General features: G+C 40.4%; 19 protein-coding genes, 1 tRNA gene and 2 pseudogenes. 16 read left to right on the forward strand and 6 right to left on the reverse strand.

The window, feature by feature from the left end; all coding sequences use genetic code 11:
- Position 1 precedes the first annotated feature (1 nt).
- The 3 genes from gloA to rpmE all read left to right on the forward strand — a co-directional run bounded on the left by gloA (position 2) and on the right by rpmE (position 2,020).
- Positions 2–403: a lactoylglutathione lyase gene (gloA, locus tag FTU98_RS01115; protein ID WP_213064880.1), complete on the forward strand. Its 402-nt coding sequence runs from the start codon at positions 2–4 to the stop codon at positions 401–403.
- 190 nt (positions 404–593) lie between these two features.
- The gene (locus FTU98_RS01120) at positions 594–1,592 is read left to right on the forward strand and encodes a bile acid:sodium symporter family protein (protein WP_171062555.1); all 999 of its coding nucleotides are present in this window, start codon (positions 594–596) and stop codon (positions 1,590–1,592) included.
- A 203-nt stretch (positions 1,593–1,795) separates the two neighbouring features.
- Positions 1,796–2,020, forward strand: a complete 225-nt coding sequence (gene rpmE, locus FTU98_RS01125) for a 50S ribosomal protein L31 (RefSeq protein ID WP_004971624.1) — start codon at positions 1,796–1,798, stop codon at positions 2,018–2,020.
- Between the two features lie 87 nt (positions 2,021–2,107).
- Here the strand turns inward: rpmE and FTU98_RS01130 are convergent, their stop codons facing one another.
- Genes FTU98_RS01130 through epmB form a run of 3 tightly spaced genes read right to left on the reverse strand, consistent with a single transcriptional unit; the run spans position 2,108 to position 6,989 of the window.
- Entirely contained in the window at positions 2,108–4,231 is a 2,124-nt protein-coding gene (locus FTU98_RS01130) for an EAL domain-containing protein (RefSeq protein WP_004971622.1), read from the reverse strand.
- Positions 4,213–5,958 (reverse strand): hypothetical protein, encoded by a 1,746-nt coding sequence (locus tag FTU98_RS01135; RefSeq protein WP_004971620.1) that lies wholly within the window; start codon positions 5,956–5,958, stop codon positions 4,213–4,215. The genes FTU98_RS01130 and FTU98_RS01135 overlap by 19 nt, the downstream gene beginning before the upstream one ends.
- Positions 5,959–5,972: 14 nt before the next feature.
- Positions 5,973–6,989 carry an EF-P beta-lysylation protein EpmB gene (gene epmB / locus FTU98_RS01140; protein WP_096901068.1) on the reverse strand — a complete coding sequence of 339 codons (1,017 nt, stop codon included), beginning with the start codon at positions 6,987–6,989 and terminating at the stop codon, positions 5,973–5,975.
- Between the two features lie 312 nt (positions 6,990–7,301).
- Here epmB and efp point away from each other — a divergent pair, with 312 nt between their 5' ends.
- From efp to FTU98_RS01195, 11 genes and pseudogenes are all read left to right on the forward strand, one after another.
- Entirely contained in the window at positions 7,302–7,871 is a 570-nt protein-coding gene (gene efp, locus FTU98_RS01145; RefSeq protein ID WP_004971615.1) for an elongation factor P, read from the forward strand.
- A 266-nt stretch (positions 7,872–8,137) separates the two neighbouring features.
- Positions 8,138–10,237, forward strand: coding sequence for a carbon starvation CstA family protein (locus FTU98_RS01150; RefSeq protein ID WP_004971612.1), 2,100 nt, complete (start codon positions 8,138–8,140; stop codon positions 10,235–10,237).
- Positions 10,238–10,247: 10 nt separating this feature from the next.
- Positions 10,248–10,553, forward strand: coding sequence for a YbdD/YjiX family protein (locus FTU98_RS01155; RefSeq protein ID WP_004971610.1), 306 nt, complete (start codon positions 10,248–10,250; stop codon positions 10,551–10,553).
- 157 nt (positions 10,554–10,710) lie between these two features.
- On the forward strand, positions 10,711–11,670 hold the full coding sequence (locus FTU98_RS01160) for a MoxR family ATPase (RefSeq protein ID WP_096901148.1): 960 nt from the start codon (positions 10,711–10,713) through the stop codon (positions 11,668–11,670).
- Between the two features lie 7 nt (positions 11,671–11,677).
- Positions 11,678–12,586 (forward strand): DUF58 domain-containing protein, encoded by a 909-nt coding sequence (locus FTU98_RS01165; RefSeq protein WP_167845921.1) that lies wholly within the window; start codon positions 11,678–11,680, stop codon positions 12,584–12,586.
- 5 nt (positions 12,587–12,591) lie between these two features.
- A complete protein-coding gene (locus FTU98_RS01170) occupies positions 12,592–14,619 on the forward strand; it encodes a DUF3488 and transglutaminase-like domain-containing protein (RefSeq protein ID WP_179996194.1) in 2,028 nt (675 codons plus the stop codon).
- Between the two features lie 32 nt (positions 14,620–14,651).
- Positions 14,652–14,728, forward strand: a tRNA-Val gene (locus tag FTU98_RS01175).
- 225 nt (positions 14,729–14,953) lie between these two features.
- Positions 14,954–15,490: pseudogene (locus tag FTU98_RS01180) on the forward strand (ABC transporter permease); the annotation flags it as partial.
- 116 nt (positions 15,491–15,606) lie between these two features.
- The gene (locus FTU98_RS01185; RefSeq protein WP_004971601.1) at positions 15,607–15,786 is read left to right on the forward strand and encodes a hypothetical protein; all 180 of its coding nucleotides are present in this window, start codon (positions 15,607–15,609) and stop codon (positions 15,784–15,786) included.
- Positions 15,787–16,204: 418 nt separating this feature from the next.
- A complete protein-coding gene (locus FTU98_RS01190; RefSeq protein ID WP_096901065.1) occupies positions 16,205–17,527 on the forward strand; it encodes an NCS2 family permease in 1,323 nt (440 codons plus the stop codon).
- A gap of 99 nt (positions 17,528–17,626) precedes the next feature.
- Complete coding sequence (locus FTU98_RS01195; RefSeq protein ID WP_096901064.1) at positions 17,627–18,628, forward strand: adenosine deaminase; 1,002 nt, start codon at positions 17,627–17,629, stop codon at positions 18,626–18,628.
- Between the two features lie 105 nt (positions 18,629–18,733).
- On the opposite strand, the pseudogene FTU98_RS01200 reads toward FTU98_RS01195, so the two are convergent.
- Positions 18,734–19,169, reverse strand: a pseudogene (locus FTU98_RS01200) (cytochrome b).
- 511 nt (positions 19,170–19,680) lie between these two features.
- On the opposite strand from FTU98_RS01200, the gene FTU98_RS01205 reads away from it, so the two are divergent.
- Together FTU98_RS01205 and rnhB are read left to right on the forward strand one after the other, a co-directional pair.
- Positions 19,681–20,067: a hypothetical protein gene (locus FTU98_RS01205; protein ID WP_180050149.1), complete on the forward strand. Its 387-nt coding sequence runs from the start codon at positions 19,681–19,683 to the stop codon at positions 20,065–20,067.
- Positions 20,068–20,156: 89 nt separating this feature from the next.
- On the forward strand, positions 20,157–20,741 hold the full coding sequence (rnhB, locus tag FTU98_RS01210) for a ribonuclease HII (protein WP_306674921.1): 585 nt from the start codon (positions 20,157–20,159) through the stop codon (positions 20,739–20,741).
- Positions 20,742–20,897: 156 nt separating this feature from the next.
- On the opposite strand, the gene csrA is transcribed toward rnhB, so the two are convergent.
- Together csrA and FTU98_RS01220 are read right to left on the reverse strand one after the other, a co-directional pair.
- Positions 20,898–21,152: a carbon storage regulator CsrA gene (gene csrA / locus FTU98_RS01215; RefSeq protein ID WP_004971589.1), complete on the reverse strand. Its 255-nt coding sequence runs from the start codon at positions 21,150–21,152 to the stop codon at positions 20,898–20,900.
- A 250-nt stretch (positions 21,153–21,402) separates the two neighbouring features.
- Positions 21,403–22,683: an aspartate kinase gene (locus tag FTU98_RS01220; protein ID WP_004971586.1), complete on the reverse strand. Its 1,281-nt coding sequence runs from the start codon at positions 22,681–22,683 to the stop codon at positions 21,403–21,405.
- Positions 22,684–22,739: the final 56 nt, after the last annotated feature.

Below are 22,739 nucleotides of genomic sequence, written 5' to 3' on the forward strand. Positions count from 1 at the left end.
CATGCGCATGCTGCATACCATGTTACGTGTAGGTAATTTAGAGCAATCATTAAAATTTTATACAGAAGTTTTAGGCATGACTTTGCTGCGTAAGCGTGATTATGAAGAAGGTCGTTTTACCCTTGCTTTTGTAGGCTATGGCGATGAAGAAAATCACACCGTTTTAGAGTTGACGCATAACTGGGATACAGACAGCTATGATTTGGGCAATGGCTATGGTCATATCGCAATTGCGGTAGAAGATGCCTACAAAGCATGTGAAGAAATTAAAGCGCGTGGTGGCAATGTGGTACGTGAAGCAGGGCCAATGAAAGGTGGCGTGACTGTCATTGCTTTTGTTGAAGACCCAGATGGTTATAAAGTTGAATTGATTCAGCAAGATCAGAACGCACGTAATAACTAAGTCTTCATCAGTGAAGCAGTAAAAACCAAACCTTTATGGCGCAATAAACTGAATGTTGTTCAGTATTCATTTTGAAAATATTGAACATCGCCTGAAAATGCTCGCTTTTTGAATATTGCTCAGTAATATACCTTTATCGAAAGGTAAAAATTGCTGGGCTTTTTTGCAACAGTAAAAGAATATACAGGATGTGTTTATGTTGAAGTTATTGGCATTGGATCGCTTTACCATTCTTTTGTTTGTGATGGTCATCCTCGCCAGTGTCGTGCCTGTGTCAGGGCAAGCAGCCGAAGTTTTTAGTGTGATTACGACAGTTGCCATTGCAATCTTATTCTTTTTGCATGGGGCGAAATTATCACGTGAAGCTGTCATTCAGGGCATGATGCATTGGAAATTGCATGCGTTGGTATTTACTTTTACCTTTGCGTTATTCCCAATTTTAGGTTTGCTGGCAAAGCCAATTCTAGTGCCAATGCTCGGGCAGGAGCTGTATTGGGGCTTTTTGTTCATGTGCTTTTTGCCTTCAACCGTGCAATCTTCAATTGCCTTTACGTCAGTGGCAAAAGGCAATGTTGCCAGCGCAGTCTGCAGTGCGTCATTCTCTAATTTAATTGGGATGTTTATTACCCCAGTTTTAGTAGGCATCTTTATTTTAGGGCAGTCTGAACACGGTTTTGACCCGACAAATTCGATTATTCAAATTACTTTATTGTTATTGGTGCCATTTATTTTGGGGCAGTTATTACGTCCTTATGTTTTTCCTCAGATGTTGAAATTACCAAAGCTGGTCAAGGTATTTGATCAGGGTTCGATTTTGATGGTGGTTTATGGTGCATTTAGTGGGGCAGTGGTAGCAGGATTGTGGCATCAAGTTAGTGGTATGACTTTATTGCTGTTGATTATTGCTTGTTCCGTGTTATTGACCCTTGTGATGTGGTTGGCGTGGGTTGTGCCGCAATGGTTGGGTTTTGCACGTGAAGACCAAATTGCCGCATTTTTTTGTAGCTCCAAAAAAACCTTAGCCAGTGGTGTACCGATGGCGCAAATTTTATTTATTGGGCAGCCGTTGGGGATGATTGTTTTACCGATCATGATTTTCCATCAAATTCAGTTGATGGTGTGCGGTGTGATAGCCAATTATCTCGAAAAGCAGCCCGATTCGACTGAACCTCAGGAATTAAATTCCTAAGAATAATTAGCTTTAAAATATTTTATTCCGTATAATATTGCCCAACTTGTTGTGCTTAGCTCTGACGGTATCCGTCTCGGTGGGCCAAAAGAATGGTCTGTTGTGGTGTTGGTCTGCTTTTAAAGCATGTCCTCATTTTTTTAATGAGAGTGACCAATTGCGATGACAGCTTAAGCCTTCTTAAATCTTAGGAGTAATCGACGATGCGCGCCGATATTCACCCAAAATATGAAAAATTAGTTGCAACTTGTTCTTGCGGTAACGTAATCGAAACTCGTTCAGCAGTTGGTAAAGAAACTCTTTATCTTGACGTATGTTCTGCATGCCACCCGTTCTACACTGGTAAGCAAAAGAACGTTGACACTGGCGGTCGTATCGACAAGTTCAAACAACGTTTTGCTGGTATGTCACGTTCTATCAAACGTTAATATCCAGTACGAAAAAAAACGGGCAATTGCCCGTTTTTTTGTGCCTTAAATTTTAGGGTCTACAAATAGACCCTAATGCACAAGACTTTATTGGTCTTGTACATCAATTAAATGATCGAGTTTTTTCTGGAAATAATCACCCTGAATAAAGCGCGCATCGACATTCCATGCATTCGCAAACAGGTTCATATCATTTAAGTCACGCAATAACACTTCTACAGGTTTAATTTCACTATAAATGCTCAATTGTTCCTGTAATTCTTGCGTCGAGTCATCAGCAGCCAGTTTTTCAGTCAGAGCACTGTGTAAGGTCAAGTAGTGAATATCGACTTGCTTCAAGATGGATTCACTATAAATCGAATGACCAAAATCACGCAGAGAAATTTCAGCGCCGTGCTGACGTAATAAACTGATTTGTTTCTGCGCATCACCTAAGTTTTGGCTGATGTCTTCTTCAGAGAATTGCAAAATTAATGGATGGCTGAGGCGGCTACCAATAATCGTTATCAGTTTAGACACAAACTCAGGGAAGCTGCGGTCTTGTAATAAAACAAATTTGTTTAAATTGATAATCAGCTTCGCTTCAGGATATTGGGTGATGAAGTTGTGCAATTGTTTACAAGCTTCGACCAAAATCCAACGATCCAGTTTAATGGATAATTCTGGGTCTTCAGCCAAATCTATTAAGCCTGTCAGTGATTTCCATTCACTATTGAAAATAAAGCCACTAGTTACTTCATAGGTATATAAATTGGTGTCTTGCTTATCATAAAGTTGTTGATACTTCAGATGAATTTCACCACGATCAAGACTTTGACGTATCGCTGCAATAATCGCAGATTCACTATACGATTGTGGTACAGCTGCAGCAGATTCAATTACATTTAAGTTAGATTCACCAAAGGACAAGTCTAAGGTTAAACCTGAGTTATGTTGTTCTTGCTGTTGTGGTAATGCGTTGGCAAAACCTTGGCTAATCAGTTGCTCAAAACTGCTTTCATTTTGAATGTCTGGAGTGAATGGCACATAACCAATACGCAAATTAAGTGGGTAAGTATGTTGATCTACCGTAAGTAATTGCGGTTTCGTGAGTGAATTTAAGCCAATCAGTTTCGATTCTAAAATTGCAGGCGATTCTGCTTGGAACAAACCAACCACTAAACCATTACTCACATTAAATAATGGTACATTGGTCTGTTCTTTTAAAAAATTTTGAATGTTGGTAAAGTAATTTTTTGTGGTTTGCCAGTCGGCTTGGAAAATTGATTCAGGACAGTTCGCCAAAGAAAACACCACCAAAGCATTGGCACTAGAAGGCTGTTTGGCTAAAGTGCGATTTACCAATTGGTATGTGCTTGGTTTTGCCGCTGCTTTGTCTGCTGTCGTTTGAGCAGGGACAGTATTTTGCGCCGTATTTTCAATATCTATGGTGATTTGTATGGCGTCGTCAGCTGCTCCAACAAATTCAATTTTGAGTGGGTTTTGTTTTGCCAGAAGCGGGTTTTGGCTATGAATATCAAAACGGCCGTGTTCAAATTGTCCTTGACTGACTTTCTTAAAGCGGAATTTAAAATCTGTAATATCTTGCGGTTGCAATAAATCCAATAATGGCAAGCCAATAAGGTCATCTTCACTTTTTAAACCAAATAGCTGTAAATATTCAGCATTGGCTTGTGCATGAATTCCTTCCTGAATAATGGCTACTGCTTTGCTACTGTCTTCGACCAACGCCTGAGCTTGTGATTGTGCATTTTCCAGTTCAGTCATAAGTTGTTCTTGTGACTGCTGTAAGCGACTAAAAGACAGTGCGCGAATTAAGCCAAAATAGAAGCGTTCGGGGTAATCTAAATTGATAATGTCATAGATGCCTTTGCGCACATAACTGGTGTATTGCGTGGCATCGTAATCGTCTGGTTTGAGCAAAAGTAGCGGTAAATTTGGTTGCTGTGATGCACGAATTAAAGTGAGTGCCTGATCGACTTTTAGGTCATAAGCACGACCAAAGATCACCAAATCCCAAGTTAAATGTAATTGTTTTTCAAAGTTTTTAATGTCATCTAATAGATAAGCCTGAACACGGTGCTCATTTGCAGTGAGTTGTTCACAAATTTGATTAAAACGTATTTGGTTATCATCGATTATGAGTAAACGTGTTTCGGTACGTTTGAGCTTTTTAGACAATAATGGATTTCTCACTTTAATGCTTCCCATAAATCGTGATTTTTAACTTCATTCACTTGTTTCTGAATAAAACCATCAAGTAAAGGCTGTTGTTGGTCATTCAACAACTCAAAATCAAAGCGCATAAAGCTTTGGGTAATCAATAACGGCTTAATTAAGAACACTTTTAGTTCTTCTTCACCTAAACGTAGCTGTACGGTTTGTTTGTCACGTAATAATTGCAGACTTGGCAAAATCAATGAGGTATTGACTTCATTGACCTGCGTACTTTGTACCAATAATGCTGGATGATAATGTCCTGTATGCCGATCTGTTTTAACAAAAACAGCACAAGGGTAAATATCTTGGGTTAAAATTTCCAAGCCAAGTTCTAAGCTTTTTTCAGCAGATTGTTTAATCCAGCGAATGACACCACCACGCCACGGACTTTGGCTATTTTCCTGAACCAGAATAAATTCACCTGTTTTAAGGTTTTTCGGTGTTTCACCCGTCCATTTAATACGATAGCCATTGACACTAATATCTAAAACATCGGCATTGTAAATTTGTTTGGCTTCACGGTCTAAGGTTTTAACAGCGCTAATATCTACCGTAGAGTTGGTATGCATGGCATTGATAAACTGGCTTTCATTCTGGAATTGGTAGTTATCGCCCAAAGCCAGCGTTTCATTGAAGTTTTTACCATTAGACAGATAAAAATGTGCCACAGTCAAACCAAAGCAAATTTTAATTCGTGCCGAATATTCATAACGCTCATGCACACGTTCTGCTGTATTGGTCAAAATATTGTGCAAATGGAAATGCAAAGCAGGGGTTAAGAATAGCTTTTCATTGCGTGATAAATGTTCACCTTTACGACCTTGAACTTCATTTAAATGATCGAGTAGGGGTTGAGTTGCAATAAAAATATTGGCATGAAAACCTTGGCTTTGGTGCGTATTGTAAATAGGTGGATGATCTTTGCTTGCATCGACCACATAACGTGAAAGCGTCGTTTCTTTGGGTAAAACTTGAATCAGTTTTGCCCAATCAAAGCTACAGAGATATAAGCCTTGAATTTCTGCAGGTCGAATTTGATGGGTATTGAAAATTTCCAATAAAATCAGCTGTGCATAGGCTTGAGCAATATTAATCAGTTGATGTTGTGTGCCTTGTAACTGATTAATATTATTTAAATAATAATGTTGTTGAATGGCTGTATCTAAAAGTTGGTGTGCAATTAACCACTGATTTGGCAAGGCGTGGCTATAAAGCATGTGTTGTTGATAGCGCAGTAGAGCTAATTGTTGTAAAGCATAATAGCTAGATAGAACTCGTGCAGTTTGTAAGTTCTTTTTTAAATTAAAGGCAAATAAAGAAAATTTTTGTTGGGTGAGTTGTTGGTGGCTACGTCGGGAAATATTAATATAGACTTTGGCGAAATGACTGCGTAATAACAGCGCGAGTTCAATAATATGATCGTTGCGGTCATTACTAATCAAAGCCTGGTTGAAAAAATGCTTTTCCAGACTGGTAAGCACATTTTCAAGTGTCGGATGAATAGCTTGAATTAAGTCAAAACGTAATGTTTCCTGACATTTCAGTTCTGAAATTTCTAAAAGTGCATTAAATAGAGCTTGGGAAGAATCACCCAATTGTAAAATGGATAAATCCGCTGCCCATGCCTGAATGCTTTTAACCGTATTTTGACAAAAACTCAATTGCTCCAGCTTTAGTTCGCTGGGAACTAGAAAAAGATCTGAAGTATTCATATTCATGATTGTTATTTAACTCAATAAGTTGAAACCCCAAAAAGCGGTGTCTTGTTTTTTTCGCCCGCAATTTCCCTAACGAGTTTAGGAACTAAATAGCCGGGTAAGTTCGCTAAAAGCTCTTTATAGATGTGATCAATGTCTTGCGGCATTAAATCAAAATGATGCGCTCCTTTTACTTTATCTAACACGTGTAAATAGTAAGGCATCACCCCCGCATCAAAAAGACGATAGCTTAAATCGACCAAGACCTGAGCAGAATTATTGACCCCATTTAATAAGACTGCTTGATTCAGAACGGTGATGTTTTGTTCGACTAACTTGGCAAGTTGCGAACAGGTAAAGTCATCTAATTCTGATGCGTGGTTCGAGTGTACCACTAGAATAATACGCAGCCTACTATTTTTTAGTAAGGAAATCAGCGATTCATCGACACGGTTGGGAATAACAATCGGAACTCGTGAATGAATTCTCAAAAATTTTATTTGTGGAATAGACGCTAAACGCTCAATCCAGATATTTAATTTACGATTTGACAAAGTGAGTGGGTCGCCACCACTTAAAATCACTTCATTAATATCGGGCTGGCTTTCAATGTAATTACGGATATTGTCCCAGTCTTCAGTTTTTGGCAGATTTTCCTGATAAGGAAAGTGCCTGCGGAAACAATAACGACAATGTACTGCGCAAGCACCAGTCAAGGTCAGCAAAAAGCGTGATTTATATTTGTGTAAGACTCCAGGTTGTTGATTGGCTTGTTCCTCACCCAAAGGGTCGGTCACAAATCCAGGATGATCTTCCAGTTCTAAATGATGTGGCAGAACCTGTAACAGTAAAGGATCGAGTGGATTGCCTTTTTGCATTTTGGCCACAAATGCACGCGGGATACGCAATTTAAACTGATTGGATGCCAGTAAAGCACCTGACAGCAACTGCTGTTCAGACAGCTCTAAAATATTTAACAATTCGCGTGGGTCGGTGATCAAGTCACTGAGTTGAGATTGCCAGTTTTGTTCTTGGTACAGGTAGTTGATCATGCCAGAAAAGATTTAAATATGAGGTGAAAGGAACCAAGTACAGATCTATTTAGCGTAGATGAATTCTTTGTTCATTGAGCGTGAATGCCGCGAATGATTAATCGCTTTGAATCAGAATCATTACAAAACAGCTGATTTTACCGATATCTTGAGGTGATCGGTAGTGGATTTTCATTGCTTCGTTATGGCTTGCTCATTTACAATACGTCCGATGAAAAAAGATGTTGCAAGATGGCGAGCATCGCAAAGCTGCGTTGGTCATTTGCTTTGTAACATAAATAGTTAAGTTAGTCAGTTTGGAGTGTGCCAGTCATGGCCTATTATTCTACGAATGATTTCAAGTCAGGCCTTAAGGTTATGCTTGATGGTAACCCATGTTCAATCATGGAAAATGAATATGTAAAGCCAGGTAAAGGTCAAGCGTTTAACCGCGTAAAACTTCGTAACCTTCGTTCTGGTAAAGTTTTAGAAAAAACATTTAAGTCTGGTGATTCACTAGAAGCAGCTGACATTGTAGAAGTAGAAATGGAATACCTCTACAACGATGGCGAAATGTGGAACTTCATGGATCCTGTATCTTTTGAGCAAATTGCTGCTGACAAAACCGCAATGGGCGATGCTGCAAAATGGTTAAAAGATGATTCAAACGAAAAATGTACCATTATGTTGTTTAACGGTGTGCCTTTAACTGTAAACGCACCAAACTTCGTGGTATTAAAAATTGTCGAAACTGATCCGGGTGTACGTGGCGATACTTCTGGTGGTGGCGGTAAACCAGCGAAATTAGAAACAGGTGCAGTGGTACGTGTTCCTTTATTCGTACAGCAAGAAGAAAGCGTTCGTGTAGATACACGTACAGGTGAATACCTAGAACGCGCATAATGATTTATTGATAAATCATAAGTAAAAGAGGGGGATGATTCGCGTCATCCCCCTTTTTTGTTGATTTGATTATGTGGTAAAAGAATAGGTGAAAAGTATAGGAAACTGTTGGTGCTCCATTTAAGTGTACGGTAGCGCACACTATGGATGTAAGGGCAGCAGACATCAAAATAAAAGGAGCAGGATCAACCAAGGATTTAGGAAATAAAGCTACATCTCGACAATAAAAGTAACGCTTAAAAAATGTAACAAGAAGAGAGATTGACATGGAAACAGTTCAACCGAAGTCAGGTCTGACTTCAAAAATTATATGGCTTTTGGTCGCTATATTGGGTGCAGTATCTTTTGGGATATTGGCAGTCAGTAGAGGCGAACACGTCAATGCAGTCTGGTTAGTTTTAGCTGCGGTCTGTGTCTATAGCATTGCATACCGCTTCTACAGTTTATTTATTGCCACCAAAGTATTTGAGTTAAATGAGCGACGCTTAACGCCCGCACATCGTTTGGCTGACGGTTTAGATTATGTGCCCACCAATAAAAGTGTGTTATTTGGTCACCACTTTGCCGCGATTGCAGGTGCAGGCCCTTTAGTTGGGCCTATTCTTGCAGCACAAATGGGTTATTTACCCGGCACGATCTGGCTTTTAGTCGGGGTGGTGTTGGCAGGTGCAGTCCAAGACTTTTTGGTTTTGTTTATTTCTACACGTCGTGATGGGCGTTCTTTGGGAGAAATGGCAAAACAAGAGTTGGGTTCATTTGCTGGTGTGATTGTCATGCTGGGTGCGCTGGGCGTGATGGTGATTATTCTTGCCGTACTCGCTTTGGTTGTCGTGAAAGCTTTAACCAATAGTCCGTGGGGCGTATTTAGTATTGCAGCCACCATCCCAATTGCGATTTTCATGGGCATTTATATGCGTTTTATTCGTCCGGGGAAAATTGCTGAGGTTTCCATTATTGGTTTTGTCCTGATGATGATGGGTATTATTTATGGTGAAAATGTTGCACAGCATCCATTCTGGGGGCCTTTATTTACTTTAAGTGGCACAGAATTAACGTGGTGTTTAATTGCCTACGGTTTTATTGCTTCAGTTTTGCCAGTGTGGTTGCTATTGGCACCACGCGATTATTTATCGACCTTCTTAAAAATTGGTGTTATTGCAGGTTTGGCTGTCGGGATTGTGTTTGCAATGCCTGAAATGAAGATGCCTGCGGTGACCCATTTTATTGATGGTACTGGGCCAGTGTTTGCGGGTTCATTGTTCCCGTTCTTATTTATTACCATTGCCTGCGGTGCGATTTCAGGTTTCCACGCCTTAGTGTCTTCAGGTACGACGCCAAAACTGGTCAATAACGAAAAAGACATTCGGATGATTGGTTATGGCGGCATGTTGATGGAGTCTTTCGTGGCGATCATGGCAATGATTTGTGCCACGGTGCTAGACCCAGGCGTGTACTTTGCCATTAATGCACCCACTGCAGTTTTAGGTACAACGGTGGAAAGTGCGGCAGAAGCGGTACGAAATTTAGGCTTTGTAGTGACTCCTGAGGCTTTAACCATTTTGGCAAAAGAAGTCGGTGAAAGCTCGATTCTGTCACGTACGGGTGGTGCGCCAACGTTTGCAATTGGTATGGCACATATCATCACCGAGATTTTTAATAACCGCTCAATGATGGCATTCTGGTATCACTTTGCCATTTTATTTGAAGCCTTATTTATTTTAACTGCAGTAGATGCAGGCACACGTGCTTGCCGTTTTATGGTGCAAGATACTGTAGGTATTGTTATTCCTGCAGTGAAAAACTCACATAACTTCTTTGGTAACTTGCTTGGCACAGCAGTTGCGGTGGCTGGTTGGGGCTTCTTCGTCTATCAAGGCGTGGTCGATCCTTTAGGCGGTATTAATAGCTTATGGCCTCTATTTGGTATTGGTAACCAAATTTTGGCAGCGATGGCGCTCATTTTAGGTACAGTGATTCTGTTTAAAATGAAAAAAGAAAAATATGTTTGGGTGACGATTATCCCTACAGTTTTCTTGTTCATTACTTCAATGACTGCAGGTTGGCAAAAGATTTTCCACGACAATCCCAAAATTGGTTTCTTGGCGCAAGCAGATCGTTTCAATGCTGCAATTCAACGCAATGAAATTTTAGCACCTGCAAAAACAGTGACTGAAATGCAAACCATTGTCATGTCCAATCAAATTAATGCCGTGTTATGTGGTTTCTTTATGATTGTGGCATTTGTGATGTTGTTCGCTGCCATTGGGGTGATTCGTCGTGCCTTGGCAAGTCCAACACCAACTGTACATGAAGCTGAAGCGATTTATCGTGATCCTGAAACGATTCAGCCGAATAGTGGTCATTAGGAGTGAGCACATGATTAAGCTTAAATTTGCCCAACAGAGTAAAACGGTGATTTACAACATCATTAAAATGACCATCATGTCGCAAAAGGATTTGATTCTGAATCCGAAAAACTGGTCGCGTATCGCTACTTTATGGCAGCGTTTGCAACAAAGTTTTCGTTTAATGGTCGGTGTACCCGATTATCAGAATTATTTGGAACACATGCGTAAGCATCATCCAGATTTAGAAGCCATGGATCCGAAGACTTTTTATCGCTACTGTGTCGATGCGCGTTATCCATCGGCAAAAGGTGGTTTGAAAAAGTGTCCGTGTTAATCCCGTATCACGATGGAAACGTATAGAGATACGAGCTGTTTAAAACTTACTTTTTTAGGCAGTTTAGAATATCTCGAGGATTTCTTTGGAAATTTAGCAAAACGGTGTATGTTTAAACATGCGCCGTTTTTTATTGGGGATAAGGGGATTTACTGTGATTTGGGGTACAGAAAAAGTTCAAAAACAACAACTGACGCAAGCGCAGCAACAGCTCAATGCACAGATTGAATCTTATGCTGGAAAAATTCAGGCTTTTTTGACTGAAATTAATACCATTATTTTAGATAAAGAACAGCAGACCAAATTGGCGTTAAGTTGTTTGTTGGCGGGCGGGCATGTGCTTTTTGAAGATTTACCCGGATTAGGTAAAACGACTTTATCGAGTGCCTTATCGCACTTGGCGGGTCTGCAATTTCAGCGTATTCAGTTTACCAATGACATGCTGGCCAGTGATGTGATTGGCGTGAATATGTTTAATCAAAAAGAACATCAATTTGAGTTTAAGCAAGGCCCTATTTTTACCCAAATTTTATTGGCAGATGAAATTAACCGTTGTTCGCCTAAAACCCAAAGTGCCTTGTTGGAAGCGATGGAAGAAGGCGCGGTTACGGTGGATGGTGTGCGTTATAGCTTGCCGCAACCTTTTTGGGTGATTGCCACACAAAATCCACTGTTTCAAAGTGGTACTTATGCGCTGCCAGAATCACAGCTTGATCGTTTTTTAATGCGTCTGTCTTTGGGTTATCCATCGCGTTTTGCTGAAAAAATGTTGCTGCAACAAAACTCCAGACATGCGCTGATTGCCAGTTTGGCCCATATTTTTACTGAAACAGAAATTTTAAATTTACAGCAATTGGTCACGGAAATTTATGTGTCAGATACCGCGCTAGATTACTTACTCGACTTAGCCACAGAAACCCGTAAAGCGCGTCACGGATTATCTACCCGTGGTGTTTTGGCATTGAAAAAAGCAGCACAAGCACATGCTCTAATTGAGCAACGTAGTTTTGTCACTGCCGATGATATTCAAGCGGTATTTGTGGCAGTTGCTGCACATCGTATTGGATTGAGTGAGGCAGAAACTTTGTATGTGATGCAACAGGTTAAAGTGAGTTAGTACACGCATGTTTAAGCAGGCATGGCAAAACTGGATCAAGACACGTTTTAAATTTGATCGACACAAGGCCTTAAAACAAAAAGATATTTTGGTTTTTATTTACCAACAGGGCTATCTGTATTTAGTGCTGATTTTGATCACGTTTATTGCAGGCGTGAATTATGGCAATAACCTGATTTTAGGCTTTTGCTTTTTGATCAGTGCCATTTTATGTATCAGCTTTTATTTGACCTTTAAGCAGTTGCATGAATTAGAGATAGAAATTGTGACTACTGAAGTTGGGCAAGTGGGCGAAGTATTGCAATTACAATTGCATTTCAAACAAGAGGTCGCGCAGGCACGCTATTTATGGATTAAAGCCAATCATCAATTAGAAAAGGTTCTTATTCAAGACACCCAGCAGCAGTATGTATTGACATTTTTTGCGGAGCAACGTGGGCAGTTTAATTTCCCTCATTTACACATTTATTCGGTTTATCCTTTTGGCTTGGTACGTGCGTGGACTTATTTGAATTTGACACGTACCGCGTGGGTTGCGCCCAAAGCCGCCATGTATAGCGCAGAGAATAAACAGCATCAACACAGCTTTCAACCTGATTTAGACGAGTTTCGTGAGCTGCGTGATTTTCAATTGGGCGATTCTTTGCAAGCTGTGTCGTGGAAGCAAGCGGCACGAGGGCAAGGCTTATATGTGAAAGTTTTTGAACAATATCAGGATCAACAGAGTATCGACATTCACTATGAACACATGCCTGCACCGACCCACGAAGAAAAATTAAGTTTGATGATGGGTTTGGCCGAGCAATGTGAACAACAACAGTTGAATTATGCGATGTTTTTGCCACATGCGACCCTTGAAAAAGGCGTAGGTGAGCGGCAGTTGAAACAGGCAAAAATTCTTTTGGCACAGGCTTGATGATCATGCACAATTCGATTCAGCAATCTATTCTGCTTAGCCTGATCTTAATTTTGGCTGCTCACATGCTGTTTAGCCCTGTGGCATTGAGTGTCATTTTCGGACTCATGTTGTTGCTGTTGTATCTTCACTATAAAAACAAGACAGCGCGTATTTCTAAAGTTTGGACTTATGGATTGACCTGTTGTGCCTTAGCCAGCATTTATTTGAGTTATAAAAGCCTGATTGGTGTAGAGGCAGGGGTTGCCTTATTAAGCACCTTTTTGTTTGCCAAAGCTTTAGAAAGTCATACTCAGCGCGACCTGATTATTTTATTTAATTTTGCGCTTTTTGTGAGCGCCAGTTCATTTTTATACAGCCAAAGCATGTGGATGACCGTGTTGGTCATTCTATGTTTAATCAGTTGTTTAATTGGGTTATATCGGATTCAAAAAAGTGCATTTTCAGATTATGCGTCGCGTCATTCGAGCAGCCAAGATGCAAAGCATGACCTTAAAAATGTCGCCAAGTTTATCGCATACGCTTTGCCATTCTTTTTATTATTGTTTTTATTCTTTCCACGTTTACCGCCATTGTGGCATGTACCTATTCCTGATGCCAAAGGCGTGACAGGTATTAGTGACACGATGTCACCAGGCGATATTGCCGAATTATCACAATCTTCTGCTTTGGCATTTCGTATTGTGGGGAATATGCAGCAACTGCCGCCACGTTCAAAACTATATTGGCGGGCGATGGTACTGGATCAATATGATGGTCGCACATGGACAAGCAATTTCAGCAATCAACAACCCGTTCAGGCAGCACAATTACAGCCAGAGCAAGTCGATTTTCAGTATCAATATATTGCAGCAGATCCACGTGTACAGTGGATTATGGCGCTGGAAAAATCTGTACCGAATCAACACGGCTATGTGTTACGCCGTGATTGGAGTATGGTGCCACAGCGTCAAAATGGTCGGATTCAACCGATTGCTTTGCAGTGGGTTGGGGAATCTGCACGTATTCAAGGGGATGATGCACAGAACGAGCGTTATCGACGCTTTAGCCAGCGTTTAAATGTTCAGGTACAGACGCAATCTGACCCAAAAGCTCAGCAATTTGCCCTGCAGATGTTTGCTCAAAGTCAGCAACAACCTGAACGCTACGTGCAGAATGTATTGCAGTGGTATCGCAATAATGGCTTTAGTTATACCTTAAAACCTGGAATGCTCGGACAAAACCGAGTCGATGAATTCTTGTTTCAGAGTAAGCAAGGTTTTTGTGAACATTATGCCTCAAGTTTTGCCTTATTGATGCGTTATGTCGGGATTCCAGCGCGTGTAGTCGTGGGCTATCAGGGTGGGGAACTTGCACCCGATGGACAAAGCTGGGAAGTACGACAGCAAGATGCACATGCTTGGACAGAAGTGTTGCTCAATCAACAATGGGTACGCATAGACCCGACAGCCATCATTGCACCTCAACGTATAGATGATGGTATGCAAAACCTAATGGCAGATGATCGGGCCGTTTTGGGTGCTGACACACAAATGTGGCAATACCAACATTCTAATTTTATTCGTTCTTTACGGGTGTGGAGTGATTATGCAAGTTATCAATGGCAAAGCAAGGTCGTGGGTTATGATGCCGAGTCACAGCGTCACTGGTTTGGACGCTTAGGGCTGCACTCAAACTATGCTTTGGCAGCGGTGTTGGTTTCAAGTATTCTCATGATCTTAGCAGGGTATTTTGGCTGGATTTTTTGGAAAAAACGTCAGCAAGGTTCTCGCATAAATCGTGCCTTAGACAAATTTTCTAAAAGATTGCCCGCTCAGTTGCAAAAACAGGATGCAGAAACAGTGAGTGTGTGGATGCAGCGTTTAGCAGCGCAGGTAGATGCAAATGAACAAGAGGCATTTAAGCGTTTAGGCGTGTGCTATCAACAATATTCTTATGCGCCTGAACATGACCGTGTTTCAGAGCAGGTGTTTTTTGATTTGCTTAAAACTTGCTCGGATGTGTTGAAAAAACACAGAAAGGACTTGTCTTAAAAATCAAAACTGAATATGATGCGAAGCACTTTAGGCGTATAGCTCAGTTGGTTAGAGCGCTACGTTGACATCGTAGAGGTCTCCAGTTCGAGTCTGGATATGCCTACCAATACATTAAAATTATATGTTGTTACATAACTTCATATAAGTAATAAAGCTCTGAATTATAACGATTTAGGGCTTTTTTATTGCTTTTCTTAAAGATACATAAATTCGCTTATAGTTTAAAAATATGTACACAGTGGTGTACACATGTAAGTTTTCGGCTTATTTTGCACTAATTGGTTTTTATTTTGCACTAGAGCTTTGAAGCCTCTTTCCACATTTCATTTGTGCACTGATTCGTGAGCGAGAACATGGCACCATTAAGCATTTAACGGTTATGCTAGTCACGGTTTTTGAAATTATGCTGGCAAAGGTTTTATCGATGAGCCTTGTGGTGCTTTTAGCAGCTTTTTTAGGCTTAAAAGTAGTGGTGCAGGGGGCATTACAGGTACCCATAGAAGGAAGTTTGCTGTTATTTTTCTTTGGAGCCTTGCTGACCTTATTTGCAACAACCTCAATGGGTATATATATGGCAACCGTGTCTAAATCGATGCCGCAATTCGGTTTGCTGATGATGCTTATTCTGATTCCCTTGCAAATGTTGTCTGGGGCAAGTACACCACGAGAAAGCATGCCAGAAATTATTCAAAATATCATGTTGATTGCAACGACAATGCATTTTGTAACATTGGCGCAAGCAATTTTATACCGAAATGCAGGATTGGATGTGGTCTGGCCTTCCTTTCTATGGTTAATCGCAATTGCAACAACATTTTTCTATGTATCTTGGAAACGTTTTAAAAATACCATTCATACAATGGCTTAATGTAATAGATTGAGTTTGATCGCTGAAGCACAAATTTTGACTGGGGCGTATTAAGAGTTACACCGCGCATAATTTTTGCTAATATGTATGAAAATTGTTCAATAAAAGTAAATGACATGAAACACATTCTTGTGCCAGTTTTGGTGGTGTTGGTCGTTTTATTAGGTTATCTCGTTTACTTGGAAGAGGAAACGCGAAAGCAGGCAGAACTGAACCGAGTTTTGACTGAATCTGCAAATTTATCGCTAGAAAAAACAGAAGCGGCTACACCACAGATTTTGCAAGTCACAGAATAAGCGTAGAAATTTCTAACATAATGTGTGGTAATTGCTTTATTCATCACACTTTTGTGTGCTTCACTTTATCGTAAAATTTTATCTTTAATTCAAAAAACTAGAATTTTTAAAAAATCCCTATGGTATAATTTGCCAATTGAAACTGCTTCATCACAACTCAAAGGCATTACTTTTGAGAGTGACTGAAGTAAAAAAAAGATGAACAAAGCTGCATAAAATTTATGCGGCTTTTTTATTTAGCATTCCGAATTTTTGATTTTGATAAAATCAAATGCTTGATTGTGAATTAAGTTTATCTTTTTCATGTAATTTTACATGCTCATTGGGCAAATCCATTGCCGCAACTGACACAGGCTTTTAAGTGCTGACTTAAAATTGCGTCATGCTGCAAATTCAGTTTATTTACAGGGGCTAGGTCATGACGACTCCTAATCCATCCTCAGCGGGAATGCTTGAGCGCTTATTCAAATTAAGCGAAAACAAGACCACATTCCGTACCGAGATTTTGGCGGGTGTAACCACATTCTTAACCATGTGTTACATCATTATTGTCAATCCGATGATTTTATCTGAAACAGGAATGGATCATGGAGCTGTCTTTGTCGCCACCTGTTTAGCCGCAGCTATTGGCTGCTTGGTGATGGGAATTGTTGCCAATTACCCAATCGCACTCGCACCAGGCATGGGGCTAAACGCCTATTTCACTTACTCGGTTTGTTTAGGCATGGGTGTGCCTTGGCAAACGGCTTTGGCTGCAGTTTTTGTATCAGGGATTATTTTCATTGCCATTAGCATGTTTAAAATCCGTGAAGCCATTGTTAATGCCATTCCCATGTCATTAAAACTAGCCATTGGCGGTGGTATTGGTTTATTCCTAGCTTTAATCGCCCTAAAAAATGCAGGTGTTATTGTTGATAATCCTGCGACTTTGGTGGGCTTGGGTGACTTAAAACAACCATCAGTACTGTTAGCGCTACTTGGCTTTTTAATGGTTGTAGTAATGCATCACTTTAAAGTACGTGGTGCAATTATCATCAGTATTTTGGTGCTGACTGCTATTTCAACAGCTTTAGGTTTAAGCGAATTTAAAGGTGTGGTTGGTGAAATTCCATCTATTGCACCTACTTTTATGCAAATGGACTTTGAAGGTCTATTTACAGCAAGTTTAATTGGCGTAATTTTCGTATTTTTCTTAGTCGATTTATTCGACTCTACAGGTACTTTAGTGGGTGTTTCACACCGTGCAGGCTTGTTGCAAGATGGTAAATTACCCCGTTTGAAAAAAGCACTTTTTGCCGATTCTTCTGCAATTGTTGCAGGTGCGGCATTGGGTACATCTTCAACAACGCCGTATATTGAATCATCTGCAGGTGTTGCAGCGGGTGGTCGTACAGGCTTAACCGCAGTGATTGTTGGCTTGTTGTTTATTGCCTGTTTGTTCTTGGCACCACTTGCGCAATCGGTACCAGGTTTTGCGACTGCACCTGCCTTGTTATTTGTGGGTGTGTTGATGATTCAAGGCATTGTGCATATTGATTGGGATGACATCACCGAAGCCGTGCCTGCATTCTTAACAGTCGTGTTCATGCCATTTACTTATTCTATTGCCGATGGCATCGCTATGGGCTTTATTAGCTATGCGCTGATTAAACTACTCACTGGCAAAGCCAAGTCTGTACCTTATATGGTGTGGATTATTGCTGCACTTTGGGCATTAAAATTTGCCATGTTTGGCGGTTAATATTCTTAAACTGAAAAGGGGTGTAAACTCAGTTTGCACCCTTTTTTATTTTGATCAATTTTTTAATATTCTCCCATAAAATAGCAAAAAGGACAGAACATGAATCAACTTGAGCTAATCTGTGCATTACCTAAAGCAGAATTGCATGTGCATATTGAAGGTACTTTTGAACCTGAATTGATGTTTGCCATTGCGCAGCGCAACCAAATAGACATCCCTTATCAGTCCGTAGAAGAAGTCAAACAAGCATATAACTTTCATAACTTGCAGTCTTTTTTAGATATTTATTATGCAGGCGCACAAGTGTTGGTGCATGAGCAAGATTTTTACGATTTGGCTTGGGCATATTTTGAAAAATGTGTTGAAGACCGTGTGGTACATACCGAAATGTTTTTTGATCCGCAAACCCATACCGAGCGTGGTGTGGCATTTGCAACCGTGATTAATGGCTTACAACGTGCTTGTGATGATGCGCAAACAAAATTAGGCATCAGTTCAAATTTAATTATGTGTTTCTTGCGTCATTTAAGCGAAGATGCAGCATTTGCCACACTTGAACAGGCTTTGCCTTATAAAGATCAAATTATCGCAGTGGGTTTGGACTCAAGCGAAGTTGGACATCCACCTTCAAAGTTTGAACGTGTCTTTGCCAAAGCACGTGAAGCAGGCTTTTTAGTCGTGGCACATGCAGGCGAAGAAGGGCCAGCCGAATATGTTTGGGAAGCATTAGATTTACTGAAAGTAAACCGTATTGATCATGGTGTGCGTTCTGAAGAAGATCCTGTATTAATGCAACGTCTAATTGCAGAGAAAATGCCGCTCACGGTCTGTCCATTGAGTAATTTAAAGCTATGCGTAGTGGATGATATGGCACAGCACAACATCCGCCGTTTATTGCAGCAGGGTGTTAAAGTGACAGTTAATTCAGATGATCCATCTTATTTTGGTGGTTATATGAATGATAACTTTGTTGCTATTAGCCAAGCTTTAGATTTAAGCAATGCTGAATTAAAACAATTGGCGGTTAATTCTTTTGAAGCTTCATTTATTTCGGCTGAAGAAAAGCAAAAATGGATTGAGCAAATTCAAGCATTGGGATGAGTTAAACTGAATTTAGATTAGCTTAGACTACAAAAAAGCAGCTTAATTTAAGCTGCTTTTTTGTGGGAGAACGATTTGAATCGCTTTAAACTCAAGCTTTAAAAATTATTTACCTTGTTGCGTCATACTACGCAATACATCGTCTTTATCTATAAAGTGATGTTTAAGTGCTGCAAGCATATGCCCAACCACCATTGCCCCTGCAAACCATGACAAATAAGTATGCACAGGTTTAACAATTGCTAATAGTTCGGGGTTCTTATCCACCAAGGCTGGAATTTCAAATAAATACAACACAGGCACAGGTTTACCCACGCTCCAGCTAAACAAACAGTCCGTGATTGGAATCGCAATCAGCATAAAATACAGACCTAGATGTCCTAAATGCGCTAGTGTTTTCATCAACGGTGACATGCTGTCAGGCAGTTGTGGCGCAGGGTGGGTGTAACGCCAAAATAAGCGAATCACCAATAAAAATAATCGCCATGAGCCAATGTAAAACTTGTGCGGTACGGGTGTAATATGAATGAGAACTGTTCATGTTGTGTTTCAGGCGAATAGTGTGCTTGCATGCTAAACAACAGCATGTAGCGAAAAAAGTATCCACCTGCAACGGAGTGTTGAAAATCTGCAACGCTGCAAAAAAAATAGCGTTCTTGAGGGGGCTGTTGATATTTCATAAATAGTTTGCGCTGTAGGCTAAAACTGAGCAGATCAGGCATGAAACGCAGGGAATAGCGAGACTATTGCCAAGTTTCATAACGCAATCTGAGAAAGTTTTAGCCACAGCCTTTCAGGACAAGCATATTTTTTGCTGCTATTGCGTTATGAGTCAGTCATTTAGAATGACTAAATTTCCTACCTCATGCCTTATATCAGCTAAAAAATATGCGTTGTCGCAAACATAGAAAAATTGTCAACAGCCCCTAGCCTTAAGCCTAAGCACATGAATGTAGAAATTGCAAAAAGCTATTCCTTCGTCAAACAAGTTTAGGCACAATAGCGGCATTGTTTCACTCAAATGACTTGAATATTAAATACAGGAAATATCCATGAAAAAACTACTCGCTGTATTGGCACCTATCGCTTTGGCTTTATCTGCATGTACCACTACCACAGGTACTACAACAGGAACCACAACTGCACCGACAGCAACTCAACAATTGGGTATGGCGGCGATTAAAATTGCAATTAATGCCAAGTGCGTGACTGAATTAAATAACATTCCTGCATGGCACACTGCGACACGTGTTATGACACCAACGCAAAAGCAAAATGTTCAAGCGGAAATTTGTGGTTGTGTCAGTGAAAAAGCACCACAAAACGTGACTGCAGTAGATTTAGCCACTGCAGCAATTGACCCTGCTGCACGTGCAACGATTGTGAGCAATGCAGTATCAAGAACCATTAATGCATGTGTGGCAGAAGCAGTAAGATAAGTTTACTGATTCTGTAAAATTAAAGATGGTGCGTGTTGATTCGCATCGTAAGATAGGCTGAAGATTTCAGCCTATTTTTCTGGAAAAAGATGATGAAAATTGCAGGTGTAGATGAAGCAGGGCGTGGGCCTTTAGTGGGTTCTGTTGTCGCTGCGGCAGTTATTTTAGATCCGAATAACCCGATTGAAGGTTTGAATGACTCTAAAAAGCTGACTGAAAAAAAACGTGAAAAGTTGTTTGTTGAAATTCAGGAAAAGGCTTTGGCTTGGGCAATTGCAGAAGCCTCTGCAGCCGAAATTGATGAACTGAATATTTTGCAAGCATCGTTATTGGCGATGCGTCGTGCGGTAGAAGCCTTATCTATTCAACCTGAGCATGTCTTAGTCGATGGCAATAAAATTCCGCAGGGTTTAGCGATGTCTTGTGATGCCGTTGTTGGGGGAGATGCATTACATGCAGAGATTTCGGCAGCCAGTATTTTAGCTAAAGTGGCGCGTGACCGTGAAATGGTATTGCTTGATCAAGCATTTCCACAATTTGGTTTTGCCAAACATAAAGGTTATCCAACCAAAGCACATTTTGAAGCCATTGCACAGCATGGCGTGATTGCGGTACATCGACGTAGTTTTGCACCTGTGCGTAAAGCTTTAGAATTAATGGAAAACTCACAGTAATTTTCATGCAAAACTTGTGCTGAGTTGCCTGTAAAATAGTCTTTACATGCTTCGAATCAGCGAGCAACTCTGAAATGATGCGAGTTTTTAAAAAGCATTCAGCAGAAAAATTTAAAGCGGCAAATGAGCCGCTTTATATTCAATTACCTTAATCGTTTAACGATTAAAGTCATTTTGCGAGTAGTTATCTTCTTCAAATGAAGGTTGATAATCTTGATCTAAATGTTGCAAATGCTCATGCATGGCACGCTCGTGTTGAATACGTTGATAGATTTCTTCACGATGAACCGATACTTCTTTCGGGGCATTTACACCAATACGAACTTGGTTACCTTTGACACCAAGCACAGTCACGCTGACTTGGTCCCCAATCATTAATGTTTCTCCGACACGTCGGGTCAGAATCAGCATGTTTATCTCCTTGCAAAATGCTAAACCTGCATTGATTTTTAAAGCAATTTAAAAGTCACAACCAAATAAAAACCAGTAAATTTTAACGGAACGTATCATTATTTATTTTATAAGATACAGCGCTGCCAAAATTTATGAAAGCATATTGCTCAATATAACAGAGCCACTATAAAAAAAACTATAGTGGCTCTATTTTTTTGTACTTTTTCGCAAAATTTGTCAGACAATTACATTTTCTGACAGGGGCGTATTAAGCGCGTGCGCTAGACTCACCGCTTTCACGATCTAGACCAAATACAGTGTGTAAAGTACGTACTGCAAGCTCTAAATAGTTTTCTTCAATAATGACTGAAATTTTAATTTCAGAAGTAGAAATCATTAGAATGTTGATGCCTTCATCTGCAAGTGCAGTAAACATTTTGCTTGCAACACCTGCGTGTGAACGCATACCTACACCAACGATAGATACTTTCACGATGTCACCACGTGTAGCGACTTCACGTGCACCAATTTCTTTGGCAGTTGCTTCAAGAATTGATTTTGCTTTGGCAAGTTCGCCACGGTTTACAGTAAAGGTAAAGTCAGTTGTACCATCTTCTTCTACGTTTTGGATGATCATGTCAACTTCAACATTGGCAGCGCCAATAGGTGACAAGATTTTAGATGCAATACCTGGCTCGTCAGGCACACCTAAAATAGTTAATTTTGCTTCGTCACGGTTAAACGCGATACCTGAGATGATAGGTTGTTCCATGTTGTCTTCCAATTCAGTAGTAATGAGTGTGCCGACATTTTGTTTAAAATCTTCGTCGAATGCGCCATCATTGTCATTATCAAAACTTGATAATACACGTAAAGGTACTTGGTATTTACCTGCAAATTCAACCGCACGAATTTGCAATACTTTAGAACCTAAAGAAGCCATTTCTAGCATTTCTTCAAAAGAAATACGATCTACTTTTTTGGCTTTTGGTGCAACGCGTGGGTCTGTGGTGTAAACGCCATCTACGTCAGTGTAAATTTGACATTCATCGGCTTTCAATGCAGCAGCAAGTGCAACGCCAGAAGTATCAGAACCGCCACGACCTAAAGTCGTGGTGTTACCTTCAGCATCAAACCCTTGGAAACCAGCAACCACAATCACACGGCCTGCGTCTAGGTTTTCAGTTAACACGTCAGTATTAATCGCTTCAATACGTGCTTTGGTAAATGCGCTGTCAGTTTGAATACCAACTTGGCGACCAGTTAGTGATTTTGCTGCAACGCCAATAGAATTCAGCGCCATCGCTAACATCGAAATCGTCACCTGTTCGCCTGTAGACACCATTTGGTCTAATTCACGCGGATCAGGGGTTTCGGTAATGGCTTTCGCGAGAGCGAGTAGGCGATTGGTTTCGCCACTCATGGCAGAAACGACAACCACTACTTTGTGGCCATGATCATGCCAGCGCTTCACACGACGAGCAACATTTAAAATGCGCTCGGGAGTACCCATTGAGGTACCGCCATATTTTTGAACGATTAGTGCCATAGTTGTTCCATATAAGCCATGACCCCGAATTTACCTGCTCAGGGTCAGTTACACAA

It is taken from the genome of Acinetobacter sp. YH12211 (assembly GCF_013418015.1).
Taxonomy (GTDB): Bacteria; Pseudomonadota; Gammaproteobacteria; order Pseudomonadales; family Moraxellaceae; genus Acinetobacter; species Acinetobacter towneri.

Bases quoted from the DNA above. Each gene is read 5' to 3' on its own strand.
- gloA (WP_213064880.1), top strand. From the start codon at position 2: ATGCGCATGCTGCATACCATGTTACGTGTAGGTAATTTAGAGCAATCA.
- rpmE (WP_004971624.1), top strand. From the start codon at position 1,796: ATGCGCGCCGATATTCACCCAAAATATGAAAAATTAGTTGCAACTTGT.
- FTU98_RS01130 (WP_004971622.1), bottom strand. From the start codon at position 4,231: ATGGGAAGCATTAAAGTGAGAAATCCATTATTGTCTAAAAAGCTCAAA.
- FTU98_RS01135 (WP_004971620.1), bottom strand. From the start codon at position 5,958: ATGAATATGAATACTTCAGATCTTTTTCTAGTTCCCAGCGAACTAAAG.
- epmB (WP_096901068.1), bottom strand. From the start codon at position 6,989: ATGATCAACTACCTGTACCAAGAACAAAACTGGCAATCTCAACTCAGT.
- efp (WP_004971615.1), top strand. From the start codon at position 7,302: ATGGCCTATTATTCTACGAATGATTTCAAGTCAGGCCTTAAGGTTATG.
- FTU98_RS01150 (WP_004971612.1), top strand. From the start codon at position 8,138: ATGGAAACAGTTCAACCGAAGTCAGGTCTGACTTCAAAAATTATATGG.
- FTU98_RS01155 (WP_004971610.1), top strand. From the start codon at position 10,248: ATGATTAAGCTTAAATTTGCCCAACAGAGTAAAACGGTGATTTACAAC.
- FTU98_RS01165 (WP_167845921.1), top strand. From the start codon at position 11,678: ATGTTTAAGCAGGCATGGCAAAACTGGATCAAGACACGTTTTAAATTT.
- FTU98_RS01170 (WP_179996194.1), top strand. From the start codon at position 12,592: ATGCACAATTCGATTCAGCAATCTATTCTGCTTAGCCTGATCTTAATT.
- FTU98_RS01185 (WP_004971601.1), top strand. From the start codon at position 15,607: ATGAAACACATTCTTGTGCCAGTTTTGGTGGTGTTGGTCGTTTTATTA.
- FTU98_RS01190 (WP_096901065.1), top strand. From the start codon at position 16,205: ATGACGACTCCTAATCCATCCTCAGCGGGAATGCTTGAGCGCTTATTC.
- FTU98_RS01195 (WP_096901064.1), top strand. From the start codon at position 17,627: ATGAATCAACTTGAGCTAATCTGTGCATTACCTAAAGCAGAATTGCAT.
- FTU98_RS01205 (WP_180050149.1), top strand. From the start codon at position 19,681: ATGAAAAAACTACTCGCTGTATTGGCACCTATCGCTTTGGCTTTATCT.
- rnhB (WP_306674921.1), top strand. From the start codon at position 20,157: ATGATGAAAATTGCAGGTGTAGATGAAGCAGGGCGTGGGCCTTTAGTG.
- csrA (WP_004971589.1), bottom strand. From the start codon at position 21,152: ATGCTGATTCTGACCCGACGTGTCGGAGAAACATTAATGATTGGGGAC.
- FTU98_RS01220 (WP_004971586.1), bottom strand. From the start codon at position 22,683: ATGGCACTAATCGTTCAAAAATATGGCGGTACCTCAATGGGTACTCCC.